18 protein-coding genes are annotated in these 22,590 nt (G+C 69.0%); 9 read left to right on the top strand and 9 right to left on the bottom strand.

Annotation, left to right across the window (positions count from 1 at the left end; translation table 11 throughout):
• Positions 1 to 96: 96 nt before the first annotated feature.
• The 6 genes from GRI72_RS09135 to GRI72_RS09110 form a co-directional block, all read right to left on the bottom strand.
• A complete protein-coding gene (locus tag GRI72_RS09135) occupies positions 97 to 1,077 on the bottom strand; it encodes an LLM class flavin-dependent oxidoreductase (RefSeq protein ID WP_160733583.1) in 981 nt (326 codons plus the stop codon).
• A complete protein-coding gene (locus GRI72_RS09130) occupies positions 1,074 to 1,907 on the bottom strand; it encodes a tetratricopeptide repeat protein (protein ID WP_160733582.1) in 834 nt (277 codons plus the stop codon). Before GRI72_RS09130 ends, GRI72_RS09135 begins: the two co-directional genes overlap by 4 nt.
• Before the next feature lie 30 nt (positions 1,908 to 1,937).
• Positions 1,938 to 2,693, bottom strand: a complete 756-nt coding sequence (locus GRI72_RS09125) for an alpha/beta hydrolase (RefSeq protein WP_160733581.1) — start codon at positions 2,691 to 2,693, stop codon at positions 1,938 to 1,940.
• A gap of 156 nt (positions 2,694 to 2,849) precedes the next feature.
• Positions 2,850 to 3,041: a helix-turn-helix transcriptional regulator gene (locus GRI72_RS09120; protein WP_160733580.1), complete on the bottom strand. Its 192-nt coding sequence runs from the start codon at positions 3,039 to 3,041 to the stop codon at positions 2,850 to 2,852.
• Positions 3,038 to 3,589 (bottom strand): hypothetical protein, encoded by a 552-nt coding sequence (locus GRI72_RS09115; protein WP_160733579.1) that lies wholly within the window; start codon positions 3,587 to 3,589, stop codon positions 3,038 to 3,040. Before GRI72_RS09115 ends, GRI72_RS09120 begins: the two co-directional genes overlap by 4 nt.
• Positions 3,590 to 3,654: 65 nt before the next feature.
• On the bottom strand, positions 3,655 to 3,861 hold the full coding sequence (locus GRI72_RS09110) for a hypothetical protein (protein WP_160733578.1): 207 nt from the start codon (positions 3,859 to 3,861) through the stop codon (positions 3,655 to 3,657).
• A 336-nt stretch (positions 3,862 to 4,197) separates the two neighbouring features.
• Here GRI72_RS09110 and thrS point away from each other — a divergent pair, with 336 nt between their 5' ends.
• Both thrS and GRI72_RS09100 read left to right on the top strand, forming a co-directional pair.
• A complete protein-coding gene (gene thrS / locus GRI72_RS09105) occupies positions 4,198 to 6,222 on the top strand; it encodes a threonine--tRNA ligase (RefSeq protein WP_160733577.1) in 2,025 nt (674 codons plus the stop codon).
• A gap of 9 nt (positions 6,223 to 6,231) precedes the next feature.
• Positions 6,232 to 6,975, top strand: a complete 744-nt coding sequence (locus tag GRI72_RS09100; RefSeq protein ID WP_160733576.1) for a TSUP family transporter — start codon at positions 6,232 to 6,234, stop codon at positions 6,973 to 6,975.
• A gap of 161 nt (positions 6,976 to 7,136) precedes the next feature.
• Here the strand turns inward: GRI72_RS09100 and GRI72_RS09095 are convergent, their stop codons facing one another.
• Together GRI72_RS09095 and GRI72_RS09090 are read right to left on the bottom strand one after the other, a co-directional pair.
• Positions 7,137 to 8,105 (bottom strand): agmatine deiminase family protein, encoded by a 969-nt coding sequence (locus tag GRI72_RS09095; RefSeq protein WP_160733683.1) that lies wholly within the window; start codon positions 8,103 to 8,105, stop codon positions 7,137 to 7,139.
• Positions 8,106 to 8,145: 40 nt separating this feature from the next.
• Entirely contained in the window at positions 8,146 to 9,831 is a 1,686-nt protein-coding gene (locus GRI72_RS09090; RefSeq protein WP_160733575.1) for a M28 family metallopeptidase, read from the bottom strand.
• A 114-nt stretch (positions 9,832 to 9,945) separates the two neighbouring features.
• Between GRI72_RS09090 and glnE the strand changes: the two genes are divergently transcribed.
• The 6 genes from glnE to GRI72_RS09060 all read left to right on the top strand — a co-directional run bounded on the left by glnE (position 9,946) and on the right by GRI72_RS09060 (position 20,209).
• Positions 9,946 to 12,666: a bifunctional [glutamate--ammonia ligase]-adenylyl-L-tyrosine phosphorylase/[glutamate--ammonia-ligase] adenylyltransferase gene (gene glnE / locus GRI72_RS09085; protein WP_160733574.1), complete on the top strand. Its 2,721-nt coding sequence runs from the start codon at positions 9,946 to 9,948 to the stop codon at positions 12,664 to 12,666.
• Entirely contained in the window at positions 12,663 to 13,136 is a 474-nt protein-coding gene (locus GRI72_RS09080) for a peroxiredoxin (RefSeq protein ID WP_160733573.1), read from the top strand. Before glnE ends, GRI72_RS09080 begins: the two co-directional genes overlap by 4 nt.
• Entirely contained in the window at positions 13,133 to 13,978 is an 846-nt protein-coding gene (locus tag GRI72_RS09075; protein WP_160733572.1) for a ferritin-like domain-containing protein, read from the top strand. Before GRI72_RS09080 ends, GRI72_RS09075 begins: the two co-directional genes overlap by 4 nt.
• A gap of 109 nt (positions 13,979 to 14,087) precedes the next feature.
• Positions 14,088 to 14,795, top strand: coding sequence for a M23 family metallopeptidase (locus GRI72_RS09070; RefSeq protein ID WP_419880242.1), 708 nt, complete (start codon positions 14,088 to 14,090; stop codon positions 14,793 to 14,795).
• 211 nt (positions 14,796 to 15,006) lie between these two features.
• Complete coding sequence (locus tag GRI72_RS09065) at positions 15,007 to 16,557, top strand: acyl-CoA synthetase (protein WP_160733571.1); 1,551 nt, start codon at positions 15,007 to 15,009, stop codon at positions 16,555 to 16,557.
• A 436-nt stretch (positions 16,558 to 16,993) separates the two neighbouring features.
• Positions 16,994 to 20,209 (top strand): type ISP restriction/modification enzyme, encoded by a 3,216-nt coding sequence (locus tag GRI72_RS09060; protein WP_160733570.1) that lies wholly within the window; start codon positions 16,994 to 16,996, stop codon positions 20,207 to 20,209.
• Between the two features lie 87 nt (positions 20,210 to 20,296).
• Here GRI72_RS09060 and GRI72_RS09055 read toward each other — a convergent pair whose 3' ends face one another.
• Positions 20,297 to 21,196, bottom strand: coding sequence for a UTP--glucose-1-phosphate uridylyltransferase (locus GRI72_RS09055; RefSeq protein ID WP_160733569.1), 900 nt, complete (start codon positions 21,194 to 21,196; stop codon positions 20,297 to 20,299).
• Between the two features lie 93 nt (positions 21,197 to 21,289).
• Between GRI72_RS09055 and murA the strand changes: the two genes are divergently transcribed.
• Positions 21,290 to 22,573, top strand: a complete 1,284-nt coding sequence (murA, locus tag GRI72_RS09050) for a UDP-N-acetylglucosamine 1-carboxyvinyltransferase (protein WP_160733568.1) — start codon at positions 21,290 to 21,292, stop codon at positions 22,571 to 22,573.
• Positions 22,574 to 22,590: the final 17 nt, after the last annotated feature.

Here is a 22,590-nt window from a genome sequence, read left to right as displayed (position 1 = left end):
CCAAGTCGTTCGCGCTGCAAGCCACGTTTCCGGCCCGCCTTTCCGCTACGGCGGGGGCGGGCGAAAACCCGCCCGCCCGGCCGCCGGGGGGCCGGCTCAGGCCAGGGCCTCGGCCACCAGTTCGAGCGTCCGGGCCCGCGCTTCGGGGGCATATGTCGCGCCCGAGAGCATGATCTCGTCCGCCCCCGTGCGCGCGACGAAGGCCTCTATCCGGTCCTTCACTTGCGCCGGGGTCCCGATGGCCGAGGCTTCGCCGATGTGGTCGAGGATCGCGCGCGCCTGTGGCGGCAGGGAGTCGCGATAGCCGGGAACGGGCGGCGGCAGGCGCCCCGGGTTGCCGGTGCGCAGCCGGACGAAGCTCTGCGCCTGCGACGAGGCGATCAGCTCCGCCTCTTCCTCGCTCGGCGCCGCGAACACCGTCATCGCCGCCATGACATGCGGCCGGCCGAGGTGTTCCGAAGGCTGGAAGTCGCGGCGATAGAGCGCCAGGGCGGCATCGAGGTGGGTCGGCGCGAAATGGCTGGCGAAGGCGTAGGGCAGGCCCAGCCGCGCCGCGAGCTGTGCGCCGAAGAGGCTGGAGCCGAGCATCCACATTTCCACTTGCGCGCCGTGGCCCGGCGTCGGCCGGACCGCCAGGTCCGGATCGCCCGACAGCATGGCGCGCAGCTCGGCCACGTCCTGCGGGAAGAGCTCGGCGGCGCGGTGAAGATCCTTGCGCAAGGCGCGCTGCAGTTCGGGCCCGGCGCCGGGGGCACGGCCGAGGCCGAGATCGATGCGCCCGGGGAAAAGCGCGGCGAGCGTGCCGAACTGCTCGGCGATCACGAAGGGGTTGTGGTTGGGCAGCATGATCCCGCCCGCGCCGATGCGAATGGTCGAGGTCGCCTGGCCGACATGGCCGATCACGACCGCGGTCGCGGCCCCGCCGATCCCCTCCATCGCGTGGTGTTCGGCGATCCAGAAACGCTTGTAACCGGCAGCCTCCGCCGTGCGGGCGAGCGCGGCGCTGGCGGCATAGGCTTCTTCCAGCGTGCCGCCTTCGCGCACCGGGACAAGATCGAGAACGGAAAGGTCGGTCATGCAGGCTCCAGTCGGTCGATATAGGCCTGGGCGCGCGCCGCGGCCGGGCTGTCGGGTGCCATTTCGATTACCGAGAGCCAGCTGCGCCGCGCGGCCTCGTCGCGGCCGGCCATGGCGGCGATGACGCCCGCCTCCAGCCCCACCGCCGGATCGCGGGGCGCCAGTTCGGCCGCGCGTTCGATCCGCGCTTGGGCCTCGGCCAGGTCGCCGGTGCGGCGCGAGAGGGTCGCCGAAAGCAACCAGGCCTGGGCATTGTCGGGCAGGGCGGCGCGCGCCGCCGCCAGGGCCTGTGCCGCCTCGTCCGCCCGGTCGAGCGCGACGAGCGCGATCGCCCGGTCGAGCGCGATCTGCCCGGCAATCGTTCCTTCCCCGGCCGCGCGCGCATCCTCGCGCGCGACATCGAGCAGCGCGAGCGCGCCGGCGGGATCGCCTTCGCCCAGCAGGGCGCCCCCGGCGAGCGCGCCGCGCAGGGCCCGCAGGCGCAAGTCGCCTTCCGGGGTCGCGTCGCGCGCGGCCAGGAACGTCTCGGCCGAAGCGGCCCCCTGCCCCAGCTGCGCCTGGGCGACGCCGAGGCACTGGCCCGCGTCGCCCCGCTGCGCTCCGCGCGCGCTTTCCAGCCAGGCCTCCGCCTCCTCCACCGCGCCGCCTGGGTCGCGGCGGGTGCGGGCAAGGCACTGGGCCAGCCTGCTGGGCGCCACGACGTCTTCCGCGGCCGCGGCCCGCCGCGCGCGGTCGGCGCGCTGCTGCTCCATCTCCGGCGGAAGCGCGGGGATCGGCTCGGAGGTCGGCGCGGGGCCGACCTGGAGCATGAGGGCAAGAAGCAGGGTCATCGGGGCAGGCTCCTGATCGTTTGCTGCCTGCTATGGGATGGGGAGCGCGGCCAGCGTCCGCAACAGCAGGGCGATATCCTGTTCGCGCGAGAGGCGATGATCGCCGTCTTTCACGAAAGTCACCTGTACGTCGTCCGAACGCAGGGCAGCGGCGGTGCGCAGGCTGGTCCCCCACGGGACGTCGGGATCGGCCTGGCCATGCAGCAGGCGCACCGGGCAATCGATCGCGATCTCGCGCGAAAGCAGGCGCTGGCGCTGCGCGTCCTGCCAGAAACCCGGGTGGGTCGGGGTCGGCTCGGGCCCGTAGGGATTGTCTTCGAACACCGTGTGCCCGGCCGCCAGCTGGGCCTTCTGGTCATCGTCGTACCCCCAGTCGGAGAAATCCGGCGCGGCCGCGATCCCGACCATTCCGGCCAGCCGGCGGCCGAGCGCCTCCCCGGCCAGCAGCATCAGCCATCCGCCCATCGAGGAGCCGACCAGGACGACGGCGCCCGCGACCTGCGCCTCGACCAGCGACAGCACTTCCTCGCGCCAGCGCGACAGCGTGCCCTGGGCAAAATCGCCCGTGCTGCGCCCGCATCCGGAATAATCGAGCAGGAGGCACGGCTGCCCCCGGGCCACGGCCCAGCCATGGATCGCCGTGGCCTTTCCCCCGGCCATGTCGGACATGTAGCCGGGCAGGAAAACCAGCGTCGGCCGCGCCGCGCCCTCGCCCTCGCCCGGGTGGTGACGGAAGGCGATACGGCGGCCATCGCCCGGTTCGTGGAAATCGATTTCGTCGGTCATGCCCCGGCCATGCCCGCCGGGCGGGGCCCAAGGCAACCCGCGTCAGTAGAGCGGCGGCGCGTATTCGAAGTACGACGGCTCCTCCGTCCGCCCGTTGCACCCGGCAACCAGCAGGCAGGCGAGCAGCAGTGCAGCGACGTGCTTCATGGCTCCCTCTCAGTCGGGGATGAATATATCCTCGATCGGCATTTCGAACAATGCCGCAATACGGAAGGCCAGCGGGAGGGAGGGATCGTAACGCCCCGTCTCGATCGCGTTGACGCTCTGGCGCGAAACTTCCAGCCGCCGCGCCAGGTCCTGCTGGCTCCAGTCGCGTTCGGCGCGAAGCACCTTGAGGCGGTTCTTCACTCTTCGCCACCCGCGCGATCGCGCCAGGCCATCCAGCCCTGCGACACGCCCATGCCGATCGCCCAGACCGGGAAGGTCCACCAGGCCCAGATATGCGGAACCACGCCGAAAGTCTCCAGGAACCCCCAGAAACTGCCCAGCGCGAGCACGACGCCCAGCCCGAACAGCGAAGCGAGCGTCGCACGGTGACGCAGGAACTCGTCGTCCTCCTCGACAAGATAGCGCCCCATCGCCCAGATCATGGCGAAAACCGGCAGCACCGGCAGCAATGCGATGGCGAAGGCTTCCGGACCGCTCAGCCCCATCCGCTCGTGCAGCATCACAGCCAGGCCCATTCCCAGGACATAGCCGAACGTCGCACCCATGAAGCGCCGGGTGTAGCGCAGGACGGCCGGGCTGAGATGTCCGGTTTCGCGCTGGTGCGCCAGTCCGGCGCGAACGAGAGGGATCATCTGCAACATGGCCAGAGCGAGCAGGATGAAGCCGGTCGGTTCATTGATCGCCCCGCTCGAGCGCAGACCTGCGATCACGGCGAAAGATGCAACCATCAGGCCGCCCCACAGCCAGCGGGCGCGACCGGCCGGCGGTCGGCCGGAAACGGAACGGTCGGATGTCACTGGTCGATCCCCTTCGCAGGCCGGCAGTGCATTCCCGAGAGCGTAGCCATGAACGGCAGCGTCAGGATCGCAGCGATCGTCGCCCAGTCGGGCAGCACATCAGCGATGTTGAGCAGCGCCACGGTGACAACGGCAATCGCCCAGAGAAAGGGCCGGATAGAGGGCATAAGGTCAAGCTCCCTTGATTCGATGTAAAGGAACATGGACACAATAACACTCCATGTCAAGGACGCTGGACATTTTGACGGGCTGGCTTGTCGTTCCTCCTGCCTTGATCCGCCACCCGCCACCGGCTATCGCGCCCGGCATGAACGCGACACGCTTCTTCGCGGCGACTACCACCACTACCCGGCCCCGCCGGGTGCGGTCGGTCGCGCGCTGACGCGATCCGCCGCCGCCCGGTTTCGGGTGGTGCGGCGTTCCTCCCCGAAATCGCCAATCAGCCAACGCCGCTCTTCAAGCGCGCGCGCGCCTGTGCCATGGCACCTGCGACCGGTGCCGACGGGGGCGCCGCACGCGAAAAACGGTAACGGGAAACGATGACGGAACTGCTCAAGATCAGCCTGCCCGACGGATCGGTGCGCGAGGTCGAGCCGGGGACGACCCCGGCCGACGTCGCCGCCGCGATCGGCCCGGGCCTGGCCAAGGCCGCGCTGGCGGCTCGGGTCGATCACGGCACGGGGGGCGAGGTGCGCGACCTCAACCGCCCGTTCGAGGGCGATGCCGAGTTGGCGCTGATCACCGCGCGCGACGAGGACGAGGCGCTGGAGCTGGTCCGCCACGATTACGCCCACGTCCTGGCGGAGGCGGTCCAGGCCCTGTGGCCGGGCACGCAGATCACGTTCGGCCCGGCGACCGACGACGGGTTCTATTACGACGTGAAGGCCCCCGACAGCCGCGATCCGTTCTCGATGGACGACCTGCCGGCGATCGAGGAGAAGATGCGCGAGATCATCAGGGCCGACAAGCCGCTGGTGCGCGAGGTCTGGAGCCGCGAGCAGCTGATCGCCAAGTGGGAGGCCGAGGGCGAGACGTTCAAGGCCGAATGGGCGAAGGAACTGCCGGAAGACGAGGAGCTGACCGTCTACTGGTCGGGCGAGCCGGGCAGCGAGGGCGCCTGGCTCGACATGTGCCGCGGGCCGCACCTCGCCAGCACCGGCAAGCTCGACCCCCAGGCGTTCAAGCTGATGCGGGTGGCCGGAGCCTACTGGCGCGGCGACCAGAAGAACGCGCAGCTCACGCGGATATACGGCACCGGCTGGCTCAACAAGAAGCAGCTCAACGCCCACCTGACCCGGCTGGAGGAGGCCGCCAAGCGCGACCACCGCAAGCTGGGCCGCGAGATGGACCTGTTCCACCTGCAGGAAGAGGCTCACGGCAGCGTGTTCTGGCACCCGCAGGGCTATCGCATCTGGCGCGCGCTCGAATCCTACATGCGCCGGGCGATCGACGATGCCGGCTATCGCGAGATCAAGACGCCGCAGGTGATGGACGCGCGCCAGTGGGAACAGTCCGGCCACTGGGGCAAGTATCGCGAGAACATGTTCGTGATCCCGGACGAGGTTCCCAATGTCGAGGACGAGGGGCCACTGGTGTCCGACGCGGCCGAATGGATGGCGCTCAAGCCGATGAACTGCCCGGCCCACGTGCTCGTCTTCAAGCAGGGCATTACCAGCTATCGCGACCTGCCGCTGCGCCTCTACGAGAACGGCTGCTGCCATCGCAACGAGCCGCACGGGGCGCTGCACGGCCTGATGCGGGTGCGCCAGTTCACGCAGGACGATGCCCACATCTTCTGCACCGAGGGCCAGATCGTCGACGAAGTGCGCAAGTTCTGCGAGCTGGCTGACCGGATCTACAAGGATTTCGGCTTCACCTACGAGATCAAGCTCGCCCTGCGGCCCGAGCAGCGTTTCGGCAGCGACGCCGACTGGGACAAGGCGGAAGCGGAACTGCGCCAGGCGGTGATCGATGCCGGCATGGCGACCGCGGAATACGGGTGGGAGGAACTGCCCGGCGAAGGCGCGTTCTACGCCCCCAAGCTCGAATGGCACCTGACCGATGCGATCGGCCGCACCTGGCAGGTCGGCACGATCCAGTCCGACCGGGTCCTGCCCGAACGGCTCGACGCGACCTATGTCGGCGAAGACGGCGAGAAGCATCGCCCCGTCATGCTGCACCGGGCGATCTTCGGCTCCTACGAACGCTTCATCGGCATCCTGATCGAGCATTACGCCGGTCGCCTGCCGGTCTGGCTCGCCCCGACGCAGGCCGTCGTCGCGACGATCGTTTCGGATGCAGACGGTTATGCGGGGGAGGTGTTGCAGAAGCTGGCCGACGCCGGGATCCGGGCAGAAAGCGACCTGAGGAACGAGAAGATCAACTACAAGGTGCGCGAACACTCGCTGGCCAAGGTCCCGCACCTGCTGGTCGTGGGCAAGCGCGAAGCGGAGGAAGGCACGGTCGCCGTGCGCACCCTGGGCCAGCAGCAGCAGAAGATCGTGCCGCTGGACGAAGCGATCGCGATGCTGGCGGAGGAAGCCACGCCGCCCGACTTGCGCTAGCCCGCGGCGGTGGAACTCGTCGCAGGGTTTACCTGGCCGGCGATCGCGATCGCGCTGGCAATCACGTTCGCCGGCGCGTTCGTGCGCGGGGTGGCCGGCTTCGGCATGGCGATCATCCTCGTGCCCGTCCTCGCGCTGGCGCTGACGCCGGTCGAGGCGGTGCTGGTCACCAATGTCGTCGCCCTGCTGGTCGGCCTGGCCGAACTGCGGCGCCTGCTGCGCGAGGCGGATCGCTCCGCCCTTGCCATATCGGCGCTGGTCGCGGTGGCGACCGCTCCCGGCCTCGCGCTGCTGGCCGTCACGCCCGCGCCCCTGGCGCGAATGCTGATCGCGCTGGTCGCCATTTCCGCCTTCGTCGCCGTTCTGCGCCCGGTGCGCGCCGCGAACCGCCCGGGCCGGGTCGCGACCGTGGCGACCGGCCTTTCGAGCGGGCTCCTGACAGGCTTCGCGGGGATGCCGGGGCCGCCGGTCGTGCCCTATTACGTCGGCCGCGCGATCGCGCGCCGCACGGCCAAGGCCTCGATGCTGCTGATCTTCACCGTCGCCGCGCTCGCGGGGCTGCTCTCGGGCGCGGCGCTGGGCGTCATGCACTGGCGCCTGGCGCTGCTCGGCGTTCTGCTCTTCCCGATGGTCGTGCTCGGCAACTGGCTCGGCAACCTCGCGTCCGACCGGATCGACGACCGCGCCTGGCGGGGGTTCGTCGCGCTGGTCCTCGCCGCCTCGGCCGTGGCCGCGCTGGTCAAGCTCCTATAGCGGCAGCGCGGGGGCCAGCGGCCCTGCGCCGATCAGCGCGCCCGCGCAGGCGCATACCAGCCCGGTGCGAAGCCATGCGACGGCCCGCGGTTCGGGCGCGGGGGCAAGGGCGCGTTGCAGGTCCATGCCGCCCGCTATGCGCCGAGGTGGCTAACGAAGGGTTAAGCGCGCGGGCCCAGGGCCGGCATCTGCTGGCTGGCGCAGTGGAACCCGCCGCCGCCGGCCAGGACCGCGTCGGCGGGAAGGCCGATCGTCGCCCGATCGGGGAATAGCGAGGCGATGGCCGCGACCCCGTCCTCGTCGTGGATCGAGCCGAACGTCGGCACGACCACCAGGTTCGTCGTGATCGCGAAGTTGGCGTAGCTTGCCGGCTCGACGATATCGCCCCGCGTCACCAGGCCGGGGGACGGGATCTCGCACACGTCCACCCCGAACGCCTCGGCCCGGTCCCGCGCATCGGCATAGATCGCGGCATTGGGATCGTCCGGCCCGGTCGCGCGCGGCAGGGCCAGCCGGCCGGGGCCGACGAAGCGGGCGAGGTTGTCGACGTGCCCGTCGGTATGGTCGTTGACCAGCCCGTCGCCCAGCCACAGCACGCGGGTGAAGCCGAGGTCGCGCGCCAGCCGCGCCTCGATCTCCGCCCGCGAGAGAGCGGGGTTGCGATTGGGGTTGAGCAGGCACTGCTCGGTCGTCACGACCAGGCCGGTCCCGTCCCCGTCGATCGCCCCGCCTTCGAGGATCCAGTCCGACACGGCGAGCGGCAGGCCGGCATCGCGCGCCAGATCCGCCCCGATCTCGCGGTCGCCGGGCATCTCGTACTTGCCGCCCCAGCCGTTGAAAGCGCAGCGCAGGGCAGAGCCGTCGTCGCGGACCAGCGGGCCGGTGTCGCGCAGCCAGATGTCGCCGAAGGTGCGCCGTTCCAGCCGGACGCCGGCGGAGACGAGCGACCGCGCGCGCGCCTCGTTCGCGGCATCGCGCACCAGCAGCCGCACGTCCTGCCCGCTTTCGGCCACGGCATTGGCGAAAGCGGCCACCTGCTCCTGCGCCCGTTCCAGATAGCCGGGCCATTCGTCGGCATCGTGCGGGAAGCCGATCCACAGCCACGCCTGAGGCGCCCATTCGGGGGGCATCGTCGGCATCTGCCGGACCCCTGCGATCAACGGCCGGGCGTCAACACCCGCCCTCCGCGGCGCAGGACTCGTCGCGGGTGCGGCGGAACTCGTCGCCTTCGCGCCAGTTCGGCCAGGCGGTGGACATCGCCAGCATCCGGCCGAGCCGGTAATAGAGGCGCAGGTCCTGGGCGACGCCCGACCAGTCCCAGTTCTCGTCGAACTCGTCGCCGACCGCGTGATAGGCGGTTTCGCGATAGCGGTCTTCATAGGCCTTGCCGGCTTCGGTGCCGCCTTCGACCAGGTCCTGCCCGCCATCGACGTAGAGCATCGGCAGCCCGCGCTTGGCCATCGAGAAGTGGTCGGAACGATAGTAATAGCCCGCCTCGGGCGAGGGGTTGGGCGTACCCACGCGGCCTTCGGCTTCCAGCGCGGCGGCAAGGAAATCGTCGAGCTGCGACTTGCCCGGGCCGACGACGGTCACGTCGTTGGCCGGCCCGGCGAGCGAGAGCGCATCCATGTTGACCCCGCCCACCGTCCGTTCGAACGGGAAGACCGGGTTCGCGCCGTAGTATTCGGAGCCCAGCAGCCCCTGTTCCTCCGCCGTCACGGCGAGGAACACCAGCGTCCGGTCGGGCGCCCCGGCCTTGGCGTGGGCTTCGGCCAGCGCGATCAGCGCCGCCGTGCCGGTGGCGTTGTCGATCGCGCCGTTGCAGATCTCGTCCTCCTCCCCGGGCGCACACCGGCCGAGGTGGTCCCAGTGCGCGGTGTGAAGCACGTATTCATCAGGGCGCTCGGCCCCGGGAAGGATGCCGACCACGTTCTTCGAGGAGAAACTGCGGGTGTCGTTCGCGAACGATGTCGAGACCGTGGCCCCGAGCGGCACGGGCTCGAACCCCTTTTGCTTCGCCGCGGCCGACAGGTCGGCCAGGCTGTGCCCCGTGGCATCGAGGATCCGTTCGGCCACTGCCTTCTGGACCCAGCCGTTCATCACCGTCTGGTCTGCCCCGCCGTCCTCGCGCTGGGCATAGGCCTGCGGGCCGGACCACGAGTTGCGCACCGTCGTCCACCCGTAGGAGGCGGGATAGGTGTCGTGAACGATGATCGCGCCGGTCGCGCCCTGGCGCGCGGCCTCTTCGTACTTGTAGGTCCAGCGACCGTAATAGGTCATCGCCTTGCCGTTGAACGGCCCGTCGAGCGTCTCGGCCTCGTAATCGGGGTCGTTGACCAGGATGACCGCGGTCTTGCCGGTCATGTCCACGCCCTCGTAATCGTTCCAGCCTTTCTCCGGCGCGTTGATGCCGTAGCCGACGAAGACGAGTTCGCTGTCTTCCACCGTGGTCCGCGGCGTTTCGCGGTAGGACACGCCGACCCAGTCGTCGGCATAGTCGAACGTCATCGTCTGTTCGCCGGCCTCGACCGTCAGCGGCGCGAAGTCGCGGCCGGTGATCTCCACCAGCGGCACGTCCTGGAACCAGCTGCCGTCGTTGCCCGGCTGCAGGCCGGCCTGCTCGAACTGCTCGACCAGGTAGGCGAGCGTCTTCTCCTCGCCCGCCGTGCCGGGCAGGCGGCCCTCGAACTCGTCGGACGAGAGGACCCGCGTCGCCTCGCGGATCGTGTCGACCGGGATTTCGGGCACTTCGACCTCGGGGATGTCGAGCGCGGCATCGGCCTGCGATTCTTCCATGGCGGCATTGCAGGCGGCGACCGACAGCGCCGCGGTGGCGGCGAGGACGTGGCGGATCATGGCAACTCTCTCTCAAGGTTCTGCGATGGACCCTGCTTGGCAGGTCGCGCGCGCGCCCGCAAGCCGTGCGGCAAGCCGCTTGTGCCGATCGCGGCGAGTGGGCAGGGAGCGTGCATGGACTTCGACTGGCCAGACGCGATCGCCCGCGCCCGCGCCCATGCGCCGTTCCTCGCGCGCGCGCTCGACCGCCAGCCGGACTTGGAATCCCTCCTGCGCGAGGGGCAGGGGGAGGACGCGCTCGCCTGGGCGCGCGCCGCGGGCGACGGGGCGCCGGGCTGCGAGGCGGCGCTGCGGCGCGAGCGGCTCGCGCTGGCGACGGCGCTGGCGATCGGCGACCTCGCCGGCGCCTTCCCGCTGGCGCGCGTGATGGCCGAGCTGTCCGACCTGGCCGACCGCGCGCTCGACGACGCGATCCGCGAGGCCATCGGCCGCCGCGTGGACGGGGCCGCCAGCGACGGGTTCGCCGCGCTGGCGCTGGGCAAGCACGGCGCGGGCGAGCTGAACTACAGCTCCGACATCGATCCGATCCTGCTCTACGATCCCGAAACGCTGCCGCGCCGTGCGCGCGACGAGCCGGGCGAAGCGGCCCAGCGCTATGCCCGCGACGTGGTTCAGCTGATCTCGGCCAACACGGCCGAAGGTTACGTTTTCCGGGTGGACCTGCGGCTGCGCCCGGCGTCGGAGGTCAGCCCGCTCGCGATCTCCTTCGATGCTGCGTTGAGCCACTACGAAAGCTCCGCCCTGGCGTGGGAGCGCGCGGCCTATATCCGCGCGCGGCCGGCGGCGGGCGATCGGGCCGCGGGGGAAGAGTTCCTCGCCGCCATCCGCCCCTTCGTCTGGCGGCGCAGCCTCGATTTCGGGGCGATCGAGGACATCGGCCGGCTGACGTCGCGGATCCGCGAACAGTATTCGGGCCCGCTCGAGCCCGGGCCGGGGTTCAACCTGAAACAGGGCCGCGGCGGCATTCGCGAGATCGAGTTCTTCGCCCAGGCGCACCAGCTGATCCACGGCGGGCGCGACCACGGCCTGCGCGAACGCGGGACGCGCGCCGCGCTCGACGCCCTGGCCGCGGCCGGGCACGTCTCGGCCGAGGATGCGGCCCGCCTCGGCGACGCCTACGACCGGCTGCGCACGATCGAACACAGGCTGCAGATGATCGAGGATCACCAGACGCACAGCCTGCCCGAGGGCGAGGCGCTCGACCGCGTGGCCCGGCTCGACGGCCTTTCCGGCGGGGCGGCCCTGCTCGACGAGCTGCGCCCGCTCTGCGCCGATGTCGCGGCCCGCTACGCCCGCCTGCTGGGCAAGGACGATCCCGCGGGCGGCACCGCGACGGCGGGCGCGGCGGCGGAGGAAAGCCTGCCCGCCCGCCTCGAGCGGCTCGGCTTTCCCGACCCCGCCGCGCTGGCCGAGCGCATCGCCGGGTGGAGCGACGGGCGCATCCGCTCGCTTCGGAGCGAGGCGGCGCGGACATCGTTCGAAGCGCTCCTGCCGCGCCTGCTCGACGCGCTCGCCGAGGCGCCCGATCCCCGCCGCGCGCTGATCCTGTGGGAAGACCTGATCACCAAGGCATCGAGCGCGATCAACCTGTTCCGCCTGCTCGACGCCCGGCCCGCCCTGCTCGACCAGTTGATCGGCGTGCTGACCCTCGCCCCGCCGCTGGCCGAGGAACTTGCGCGCCGCCCCGACCTGCTCGACGCGCTGATCGATCGCAGCGCGCTCGACCTGCCGGGTGACGTGCCCGAACTGGCCGCGCGCATGGCCCGCGGCGAGGCGGGCGACGATTACGAGGCCGCGCTCGACCGCATTCGCATCGTCACCGGCGAAACGCGCTTCGCCCTCGGCGTCCAGCTGATCGAGCGGGTCCACGATCCGCTGGACATCGCCGCCGCGCTCTCGCGCACGGCGGAGGCCGCGCTCGACATCGCGGTCCGCACGACCGAGCGGGACTTCGCCGTCCGCCACGGCGTCGTGCCCGGGTCGGAACTGCTGGTCCTCGGCCTCGGCCGGCTCGGCGGCGGGGCGCTGACCCATGCCTCGGACCTCGACATCATCTACCTCTTCACCGGCGACCACGGCGCCGAATCGGACGGCGAGCGGCCGCTCGGGGCCACGCTCTACTTCAACCGCCTGGCGCAGCGGGTCAGCGGCGCGCTCAGCGTGCCGACCGCGCAGGGCGCGCTCTACGAGGTCGATACGCGGCTGCGGCCGCAGGGCGCGCAGGGCCCGCTTGCCGTCAGCCTCGACAGTTTCGCCCGCTACCAGCGGGAAGACGCCTGGACCTGGGAACACATGGCGCTGACCCGGGCGCGGCCGCTCAACGGCTCGCCCGATGCGCGCGCCGCGCTGGAGAGCGCGATTGCCGACGTCCTCCTGCGCCCGCGCGAGGCGGACGCGCTGCGCCACGACGTCCTGCGGATGCGCGCGGAGATGGCGGCGAACAAGCCCCCGCGCGGCCCGCTCGATGCCAAGCTGCTGCGCGGCGGCCTGGTGGACCTGGAATTCCTGGTCCATTTCCTGCAACTGCGCGACAGCACCCACCGGGGGGGCTGCATCGTCCCCGACCTCGCGCAGGCCGTCGCCTGCCTGGTCGAGCGGGGCCACCTGCCCCCCGCCATGCGCGAGGCGGAAGCGACGATGACCCGCCTGCTGGTGGCCGCGCGGCTGCTGGCGCCCGATCTCGTCGCCCCGCCGCCCGCGGCGGCCCGCGCGCTCGCCGGTGCCTGCGGTTGCGACGGCCTGGACGACCTGCTGGATCGCCTGGCCGCCGCGCGCCGGTGCGTCGCAGGCGCCTGGCACGCAATATTCGACGAACCACTGGAGACCGACCGATGAGCCAACCTGCCCAAGCCGGCGACATGATGCCCGACGTGGCGATGGAAACCCCCGATGGCGGCACCGTGCGCCCGTCCGATTTCCGCGGGCGCAAGCTCGCGCTGTTCTTCTACCCGAAAGACAACACGCCCGGCTGCACGACCGAGGCAAAGGACTTCACCGCGCTCGCCGCCGAGTTCGAGAAGGCCGGCACCGCGATCCTCGGGGTGAGCAAGGATTCGCCGCAGAAACACCGCAACTTCATCGCCAAGCACGATCTCGGCATTCCCCTCGCCACCGATGCGCAGGAAGGCGGCCTGTCCGATGCACTCGGGGCCTGGGGCGAGAAGAAGATGTACGGCAAGACCTTCATGGGCATGATCCGCACGACCTACCTCGTCGACGCCGATGGGCGGATCGCGCAGGTGTGGAACAAGGTGAAGGTGAAAGGGCACGCGCAGGACGTGCTCGACGCCGCCCGCGCGCTTTGACCGGCGCGCGCACGCAGACGGGCGAATCGGTCGCGGCGGCGATTCGCCGCGCGCTTCTGACCCCCGAACCGCGGGCGAAAGTCTTCGCCGCGCGCGAAGTGGCCCGCAACTGGCGCCTCGGCCGGCTGGCCTGGCGGTTCGACGTCGCCATGCCCGACCGCCCCGCCTGGCCCGACCGGCCCGAGCTGCTCGCCCCGAACCGGATGCCCAAGCGGGGCAAGGCCGGCTCGGAGCGGGGGCGGATCGCGCTATGGCACGCGCTCGCGCATATAGAGTTCGTCGCGATCGACCTCGCGCTCGACATGGCGGGGCGCTTCGGGGCGGCGGCAGGCCGCGCGCTGGTGGACGATTTCCTCTCGGTCGCGGCGGACGAGGCGATGCATTTCGCGCTGCTCGAACGCAAGCTGCGCCGCCTCGGCAGCCATTACGGCGCGCTGCCGGCGCACGGCGGCCTGTGGCAGGCCGCGCACGAGACGCGTCACGACGTTCGCGCGCGCCTGGCCGTGGTGCCGATGGTGCTGGAAGCCCGCGGGCTCGACGTGACCCCGGCGACCCGCGACCGCGTGCGCGCGCAGGGGGACGAGGACGGCGCGCGAATCCTTCAACGAATCCTTGACGACGAAATCCGCCACGTCCGTTTCGGCACAAGGCATTTCGTCCAGGGCTGCGAAAAGGCGGGCGAAAACCCGCCGGAATGCTGGAAAACGCTGGTGAAAAGGCATTTTCGCGGGGCGTTGAAGCCGCCATTCAACGACTCGGCGCGTTCGGCAGCCGGTTTGTCGCGAGAGTTCTACGCTGCGGTTGCGTCCGGGGCGAATGCCCGGTTACCCCACAATACCTGAGACGGCGGGGGGTTCCCAAGTCTCGCATAAAAATGTCGCGCCGGCCGCTCGGCCGGGTGCGAATACGGATCGCTGCGGCCCTTGCGCCGCGAACAAAGAGGACGGGACTTTGGTCGCAACTCCTTTCATTCGGCAGATCGCCCGTGCGCTGGCGATGGCCGTCGCCGGCGCCGCCACGCTCGCCGCCACGCCCACGCTTGCCAATTCCAGCGCCGCCGCCGTCGACATGGCCGCCCCGGTGCAGGATGCCCAGGCCGGGCCGGCCGGCGGCGACGCGCAGTTCCGCGAACTCTTCGCCAGCTGGCGCTCGCTCGACGGGGCCGACGAACAGCCGGTCGCCACCCCGGGGATCTCGATCCCCTCGCGCATGCCGCTCGACGATTCGCGGCTGACGAGCGGTTACGGGATGCGCAACCACCCGGTGCTCGGCGGACGCCGCGCGCACAGCGGGGTCGATCTTGCCGCGCCGACCGGCACCCCGGTCTATGCCACGGCCGACGGCATCGTGGGCCGCGCCAACTGGTTCAGCAGCTACGGCCTGTTCATCCAGATCGAACACGGCGCCAACCTGCAGACGCGCTATGCCCACTTGTCCAAGCTCGCGGTGGCCGATGGCCAGCGGGTGAAGAAGGGCGACCTGATCGGCTATGTCGGCTCGACCGGCCGCTCCACCGGGCCGCACCTTCACTACGAAGTGCGGGTGGACGGCAAGGCGGTGAACCCGATGCCCTACATGATCGAGAGCGAGGCGCAGCAGGCCTTCGCGCTCGCCACCGGCGAAGGTGGCATGGGCGGGGGCGACGAAGCGGCCGAGTAACCCGGCCGGCACCGTGCGCCCCGCGGACGGGGCACCTTGCGGGCACAAGTCCTTCCATAAAGGCGGCGGGTTTCGACCTGCCGCCTTTTTGCTTGCCGCGCGGGCAGGGCAAGCTAGGTTTCTAATCACAACCAGACGCCCCTGGCGGTACCGGGCAAAGCCGGGCCGGCGCGAAATGCAAAGGGGCGCAGCGAGTGGAGAGAGACCGCCGATGCACCCGATAACCCATGCCCGGACGCGCCCCGACCGCCCCGCCATCGTGATGGCCGGTTCGGGGGAGAGCGTCACTTATGCCGAGCTGGACGATACCGCCAACCGCTTCGCCCACTTCCTGCGCGAGCAGGGCCTCGGCCGCGACGACGCCTTCGCCCTGCTGATGGAGAACAACGCGCTCTATCTCCAGCTCGTCTGGGGATCGCAGCGCGCGGGCACGATGATGGTGCCCGTTTCCACCCGCCTCACCGCGCCCGAGATCGCCTATATCCTCGAAGACAGCGGCGCGAAGTTCCTCGTCGCCTCCACCCGCTATGCCGAGGTGGTCGAGACGCTGCGGCGCGAGCGGCCCGATCTCGCCGTGCACATGGTCGGCACGGGGGAGGAAGGCTCGCTCGAGGACGCGCTGGCGCGCCAGCCGGCGGGCCCGATCGACGATCCCTGGCCCGGCCTCTACATGCTCTATTCCTCCGGCACGACCGGCCGGCCCAAGGGCATTCGCCCGGCCCCGCCGAAGGAGCCGGACGTCGAGGCGAGCAATCCGCTGGTCATGCTCGCCACGATGGGCGCGGGAATGCCAGCGGACGGCGAGATGGTCTATCTCTCGCCCGCCCCGCTCTACCACGCCGCTCCGCTCGGCTGGTGCTGCACGGTCCACCGGCTCGGCGGCACGGTGGTGGTGATGGAGAAGTTCGATCCCGAAGGCGCGCTCGCCGCGATCGAGCGCTACCGCGTGACCGACAGCCAGTGGGTCCCGACCCATTTCGTCCGCATGCTCAAGCTCGACGAGGCGGCGCGCAGCCGGCACGACCTCTCCAGCCACCAGCGCGCCATCCACGCCGCCGCGCCGTGCCCGATCCCGGTCAAGCAGGCGATGATCGACTGGTGGGGGCCGATCGTCACCGAGTACTACGCCGGCTCCGAAGGCGTGGGGATGACCCTGATCCGCAGCGACCAGTGGCTGACCCACCCGGGCTCGGTCGGCCCGGCGATCCACGGCAAGGTCCACGTCTGCGGGCCCGACGGGGAGGAGCTGCCCGCGGGCGCCGACGGGCTGATCTACTTCGAGAACGACACGATCCCCACCTATCACAACGATCCGGCCAAGACGGCGGAGGCGATGCATCCGCAAGGCTGGATGACGCTGGGCGACATCGGCCACGTGGACGAGGACGGCTTCCTCTACCTGACCGACCGCAAGAGCCACATGATCATCTCCGGCGGGGTCAACATCTACCCGCAGGAGATCGAGAACCTCCTGATAACGCACGAGAAGGTGATGGACGCGGCGGTGATCGGCGCGCCCGAGCCGGACCTGGGCGAACAGGTCGTCGCGGTCGTCCAGCCGCGCGACATGGACGCGGCACGGGGCGAGGGCGCCGCCGCGCTGGAGCAGGAGCTGCGCGATTTCCTCGCCCCCCAGCTCGCGCGGATCAAGATGCCGCGCCTGTTCGACTTCCGCCCCGAGCTGCCGCGCGAGGCGAACGGCAAGCTGTACAAGCGCGAGTTGCGCGAGGAGTTCGCCGCCCGCGCCCGGGCCGAGGCCTGACCGCCGCCGCCCCACCCGCCGCTCCGCCGAAGGTCACGCCCACCCGTTACGCTCGTTGCACGAGTTGAAAGCGTGACCTTCCGCGCCCCCGCTCCGCGGGCGGGCACGCCGCAAGTGCCGGCGCATGGGCGCAACCCACTGAAACCACTCCACCAATCCGCACACCCACGCCCGCCACACCATCGCCCGGCGCACCGGAACCACGCGGCCCCGCACCGCGCGAGTGTGACCTTCCACCGCCAACGCCCCTCGTGACCTTCCACGCACGCCCGCGCCCCCATAGGCCCGAAACCCGCCGCCCAGGCCGCCAACAATGCCCCGCAAATCCGCGCATGGCGGACATTGAAGCACACCGGGGCAGCTGTAGGAAAACCATTTGCGCAACCGCGCCCCGCCGGGCGATAGGAAGCGGGCGACAGGGGGAACCGGCACGACGATGGATATCGCCGCTTATCTGGAAGAAGTTCGCAAGGTTCACGCCACCGGCGTGGCAAGCGAGCACAGCTATCGCCCCGCCTTGCGCGATCTGTTCGCCAGCATCGATCCCGATCTGGACGTGATCAACGAGCCGCGCCGGGTCGAGGTGGGTGCGCCCGATTTCATCTTTCAGCGCGATGGCGTGGCGCGCGGCTGGTGCGAGCACAAGGACATCGACAAGGATGTCATCAAGCTCAAAGGCTACAGCAAGGAGCAGAAGGAGCGGTATCGCAGCGGCCTGCCCAACCTGATCTATACCAACGGGCTGGATTTCGAGTTTCTGCGCGATGGCGAACAGACCGCCTTCATCACCATCGCCGACATTACCAGCCCCGCACTGCCCGCCCGGCCGGAAGAGTTCGAACGTCTGGAAACGCACTTGCGCGCTTTCGCGGCGGAAAAGCCGATCAGCATCCGCAGCGCACGGCGACTGGCCGACCTGATGGCGGGCAAGGCCAAGCTGATAAAAGACGTGCTGGGCAATGTGCTGAAGGAAGACGCCGACCTGCAATCGGACCTTGCGGGGCAGTACAAGAGCTTCAAGGCGAACCTGCTGCCCAACCTGACGCCGGGCGAATTCGCCGACATCTACGCCGAAACGATCACTTACGGCATGTTCGCGGCGCGGTTTCACGACCAGACGCCGCAGACGTTCGACCGGCGCGAGGCGCTGGAGCTGCTGCCCAAGTCCAACCCCTTCCTGCGCAGCCTGTTCCAGTTCGTTGCCGGGTACGATCTGGACGACCGGATCGCATGGATCGTGGACGATCTGGCCGAGGTGCTGCGCGCCAGCAACCCGCACGACCTGTTCGAGGATTTCGGCCGCTTCACCGCGCGCAACGACCCCTTCATCCATTTCTACGAAGACTTCCTGGCCGCCTACAATCCGAAGAAGCGCAAGAGCCGGGGCGTCTGGTACACGCCCGAACCGGTGGTGGATTTCATCGTCCGCGCGGTGGACGACGTTCTGAAGACCGAATTCGGCCTGGCCGACGGGCTGGCCGACACCGGCAAGGTGACGGTGGACTGGGACACCGGGCAAACCGACAGGAACGGCAAACCTGTCACGATCAAAAAGGATGTTCACCGGGTCCAGATTCTCGACCCGGCGACGGGCACGGGCACGTTTCTGGCCAAGGCGGTGCAGACAATTGCCGACCGGGTGAAGGCGCGGGCGCCGGGCATGTGGTCAAGCTATGTCGAAAACGACCTGCTGCCGCGCCTGCACGGGTTCGAACTGCTGATGGCCAGCTACGCCATGTGCCACATGAAGCTGGACATGCAGTTGACCGAAAGCGGCTATGTGCCGAGCAAGGACCCGCCGCGCCTTTCCGTCTGGCTGACCAATGCGCTGGAACCGGCGGACCGCGACATCGCCGATCTGTTCATGCCGGCCCTGGCGAAGGAGGCGAAGGGCGCGAGCGAGGTCAAGCGCCAGACCCCGATCATGTGCGTGATCGGTAACCCGCCTTATTCGGGCGAGAGCGCCAACAAGGGCGATCACATCATGGGCCTGATGGAAGCCTACAAGATGGAGCCGGGCGGCAAAGAAAAGCTAAGGGAGAAACAGCCGCGTTGGCTGCTTGATGACTACGTCAAATTCATCCGCATGAGCGAAGATCTGATCGCCAAGAACCGTTCAGGCGGCGTGCTTGGATTCATCACCAACCACAGTTACTTGGACAACCCGACCTTTCGAGGCATGCGTTGGCATTTGCTCAAGACTTTTGACAAAATTTGGGTCCTGGATCTGCACGGAAATTCCAAAAAGAAGGAGATCAGTCCCGACGGTACAAGTGACAAAAATGTGTTCGATATCCAGCAGGGCGTCGCGCTCATAATTGCCGTGCGAAAAGCCGCAGATAGCACAAGCCTCGCAGAAGTTCGGCATGGCGATCTATGGGGAAGTCGGACCGACAAGTACCACCGTCTTGCAGAAGAGAATCTCAGCAGTGCTTTTTTGCAACCCCTTGAAACTCAGCACCCCAACTATCCATTCGAGGTGCGGGATTACAGAATGTTATCAAGCTACGATAGAGGGGTGCCTCTCTCTCAGCTATTTCCGACTAATTCTGGTGGCATACTCACGGCGAGGGATGCTTTGTCGATTGATTTCGAAGCTGATCAACTTTGGGAGCGTATCGACGCTTTAGTGCATTCCAACACCGAGGATTTCCGTTCGCAGTTTTCTATCGGGAAAGATAGTAAGAGCTGGACTCTGGAAGCTGCAAAAAGCGATGCTCTAAACAATTTCGCTCGATCGTTCATCAAGAACGTAACTCTCCGCCCATTTGAAATTCGAAAAACCTATTTTACAGGCAATCCAAGCGGGATCCAGTTCGCGCCTGCACCTAAAACTATGAAGCCCATCGCTTTTCATAAAAATCTGGCGCTACTTTCGTGTCGTCAAACAAAGGAGCAGGGAGGTGCGTTCGTAACCAATAATATTTCAATGCATAAATCATTCAGTGCTTATGATATCAGCTCATGCTTCCCCCTCTACCTCTATCCCGACGACACCGCCGACCAAGCTGACGCGCTCGCCCCTACCGAACGCACGCTCAACCTCGACCCCAAGCTCTACACCGCCATCTGCGAAGCCGCCGGGATCGACCCTGCCGACACGGCCGGGCCGGAGGATGATTTCCGCGCGCCGACCGGCGATGCGCGGCCGAGCGAGATCAAGGTTTTCGACTATATCTACGGCGTGCTGCACAGCCCCGATTATCGCGAGACGTTCGCCGAATTCCTCAAGATCGACTTCCCGCGCATTCCCTATCCACCCTCGCCCGAGGTCTTCCGCCATGTCAGCGAAAAGGGGGAACAGCTACGCCGCCTCCACCTGATGGAACCGGCGGCGATTGGCGACACGCCCTATCCCTTCGACGGAGAAGGCGACAATGTCGTCGCGCCCCGGCACCCGAGGTTCGAGAAGGGGCGGGTCTATATCAACGGCAAGGGGGCCGAAGGGCAGTATTTCGACGGGGTGCCGGACATCTCCTGGGGCTTCTACATCGGCGGTTACCAGCCGGCGCAGAAATGGCTAAAGGACCGCAAGGGCCGGGCGCTGAGCTGGGACGATATCGGCCACTATCAGAAGATCGTGAAAATCCTGGCGGAAACCGACCGGATCATGCGCGAGATCGTCCTGCCGCTCGATACGGGCGAGGCGTAAGGCGGCCCCCTCTCCTTCCGGCGCTGGCGCGCCTTCTTCCTCTCCCCTGAAGGGGAGGGGGCGTTATGGCTGCCCCGGCGGCCGCCCCTACCCCAGCAACCTTTCCGCCATCGCGCGCACTTCTTCGCCCATGTCCTCGCGCTCCAGCGCCAGGGCCAGGGTGGCTTCGACGAAGCCGGTCTTGCTGCCGCAGTCGAAGCGGCGGCCATTGAAGGTTACGGCGTGGAACGGCTGGGTGCCGATCATGCGCGCCATGGCGTCGGTCAACTGGATTTCGCCGCCCGCGCCTTTTTCCTGCCCTTCCAGCGTGCGCATGACTTCGGGCTGGAGGATGTAGCGGCCCGAGACGATCTTGTTCGACGGCGCTTGTTCCACCGGCGGTTTTTCCACCAGGCCGCGCACTTCGGTCAGCGCGCCGCGGCTTTCGCCCGGGGTGATCACGCCGTAGCTCGACACGTCTTCGCGCGGAACCTCGAGCACGGAGACGAGGTTGCCGCCCACTTCCTCGTAAGCTTCCACCATCTGCTTCATGCAGCCGGTGCCGCCGGTGCCCGCCCCTTCTCCCCGGTTGCCGACCATCAGTTCGTCGGGCAGGAGGATGGCGAAAGGTTCGTCGCCGACGATCGCGCGCGCGCACCAGATCGCGTGGCCAAGGCCGAGCGGGACCTGCTGGCGCACGGTGATGATGTCGCCCGGGGTGGCGCGCGTGGGATCGAGGATCGAGAGATCCTTCCCCCGTTCCGCCATCGTCGATTCCAGTTCGTAGGCGACGTCGAAATGTTCGACGATCGCCGACTTTCCGCGCCCGGTGACGAAGATCATCTGTTCGATCCCCGCCTCGCGCGCCTCGTCCACCGCGTACTGGATCAGCGGGCGATCGACGATCGGCAGCAATTCCTTGGGGATCGCCTTGGTGGCGGGGAGGAAACGGGTGCCGAGCCCGGCGACGGGGAACACGGCCTTGCGGATCGGTTTGCGTTCGCTCATCCACCATGGATAGGTAGCGGCCCGCGCCGGTGCAAGCGGTGACGCGGGCGAACGCGAACTTGCCGCGACCTCGATTCCGGCTAAAGCGCGCGGATGGACAAGATCATCATCGAAGGCGGCAAGCGCCTTTCCGGCACGATCCCGATCTCGGGCGCGAAGAACGCCGCGCTCACCCTGATCCCCTGCGCCCTGCTGACCGAAGAGCCGCTGACGCTGCGCAACCTGCCGCGGCTGGCCGATATCGACGGGTTCCAGCACCTGGTGAACCAGTTCGGGGTCACGACCTCGATCCAGGGTTCGCGGCCGGAGGATTTCGGCCGGGTCATGACGCTGGAGGCGCCGCGGATCACCGGCACCGTCGCCCCTTACGAGCTGGTGCGCAAGATGCGCGCATCGATCCTCGTGCTCGGCCCGATGCTGGCGCGCATGGGGGAGGCGACCGTCTCGCTGCCCGGCGGCTGCGCGATCGGCAACCGCCCGATCGACCTGCACCTGAAGGCGCTGGAAGCCTTCGGCGCGGAGATCGAGCTGGCCCAGGGCTACGTCCGCGCCCATGCGCCCGACGGCGGGCTGCCGGGCGGGGAGTTCGACTTCCCCGTCGTCTCGGTCGGCGCGACCGAGAACGCGCTGATGGCCGCGGTGCTGGCGAACGGGACCTGCCGCCTCTACAACGCCGCGCGCGAGCCGGAGATCGTGGACCTGTGCAACCTGCTCGTGGCGATGGGGGCGGAGATCGAGGGGATCGGCACCTCCGACCTAACCGTCCACGGGGTCAGGCGGCTGCACGGCGCGACCTACCGCGTCATGCCCGACCGGATCGAGGCCGGTTCCTATGCCTGCGCGGCCGCGATCACCGGCGGCGAAGTCCTGCTCGACGGGGCGAAGGCGGACGAGATGCAGGCCACGCTCCACGCGCTGCGCACGATCGGCGTCCACGCCGAAGGCGAAGGCAAGGGCGTGCGCGTCGCGGCCGACGGCACGCTGCGCGCGGCGAACCTTTCGACCGCGCCCTACCCCGGCCTCGCCACCGACATGCAGGCGCAGCTGATGGCCCTGCTGACCCGGGCCGAGGGGACGAGCGTGCTGACCGAGACGATCTTCGAGAACCGTTACATGCACGTGCCCGAGCTGAACCGCATGGGCGCGCATATCGAGACATCGGGCCGCACCGCGATCGTCCACGGCGTCGGCCGCCTGACCGGGGCCGAAGTGATGGCGACCGACCTGCGCGCCTCGATGAGCCTGGTGATCGCGGGCCTCGCGGCCGAGGGGCAGACCCAGGTGCGCCGCCTCTACCACCTCGACCGCGGGTACGAGCGGCTGGAGGAGAAGCTGGCGCTGGTCGGCGCGCAGGTGGAACGGGTGGGCGACGAGTAGGCCCGCCCGCGCCCGCC

This window comes from Pelagerythrobacter marinus, assembly GCF_009827515.1.
GTDB lineage: Bacteria > Pseudomonadota > Alphaproteobacteria > Sphingomonadales > Sphingomonadaceae > Pelagerythrobacter > Pelagerythrobacter marinus.
The sequence above is the reverse complement of the archived record's forward strand: the minus strand, read 5'-3'. Positions and strand labels throughout refer to the sequence as shown.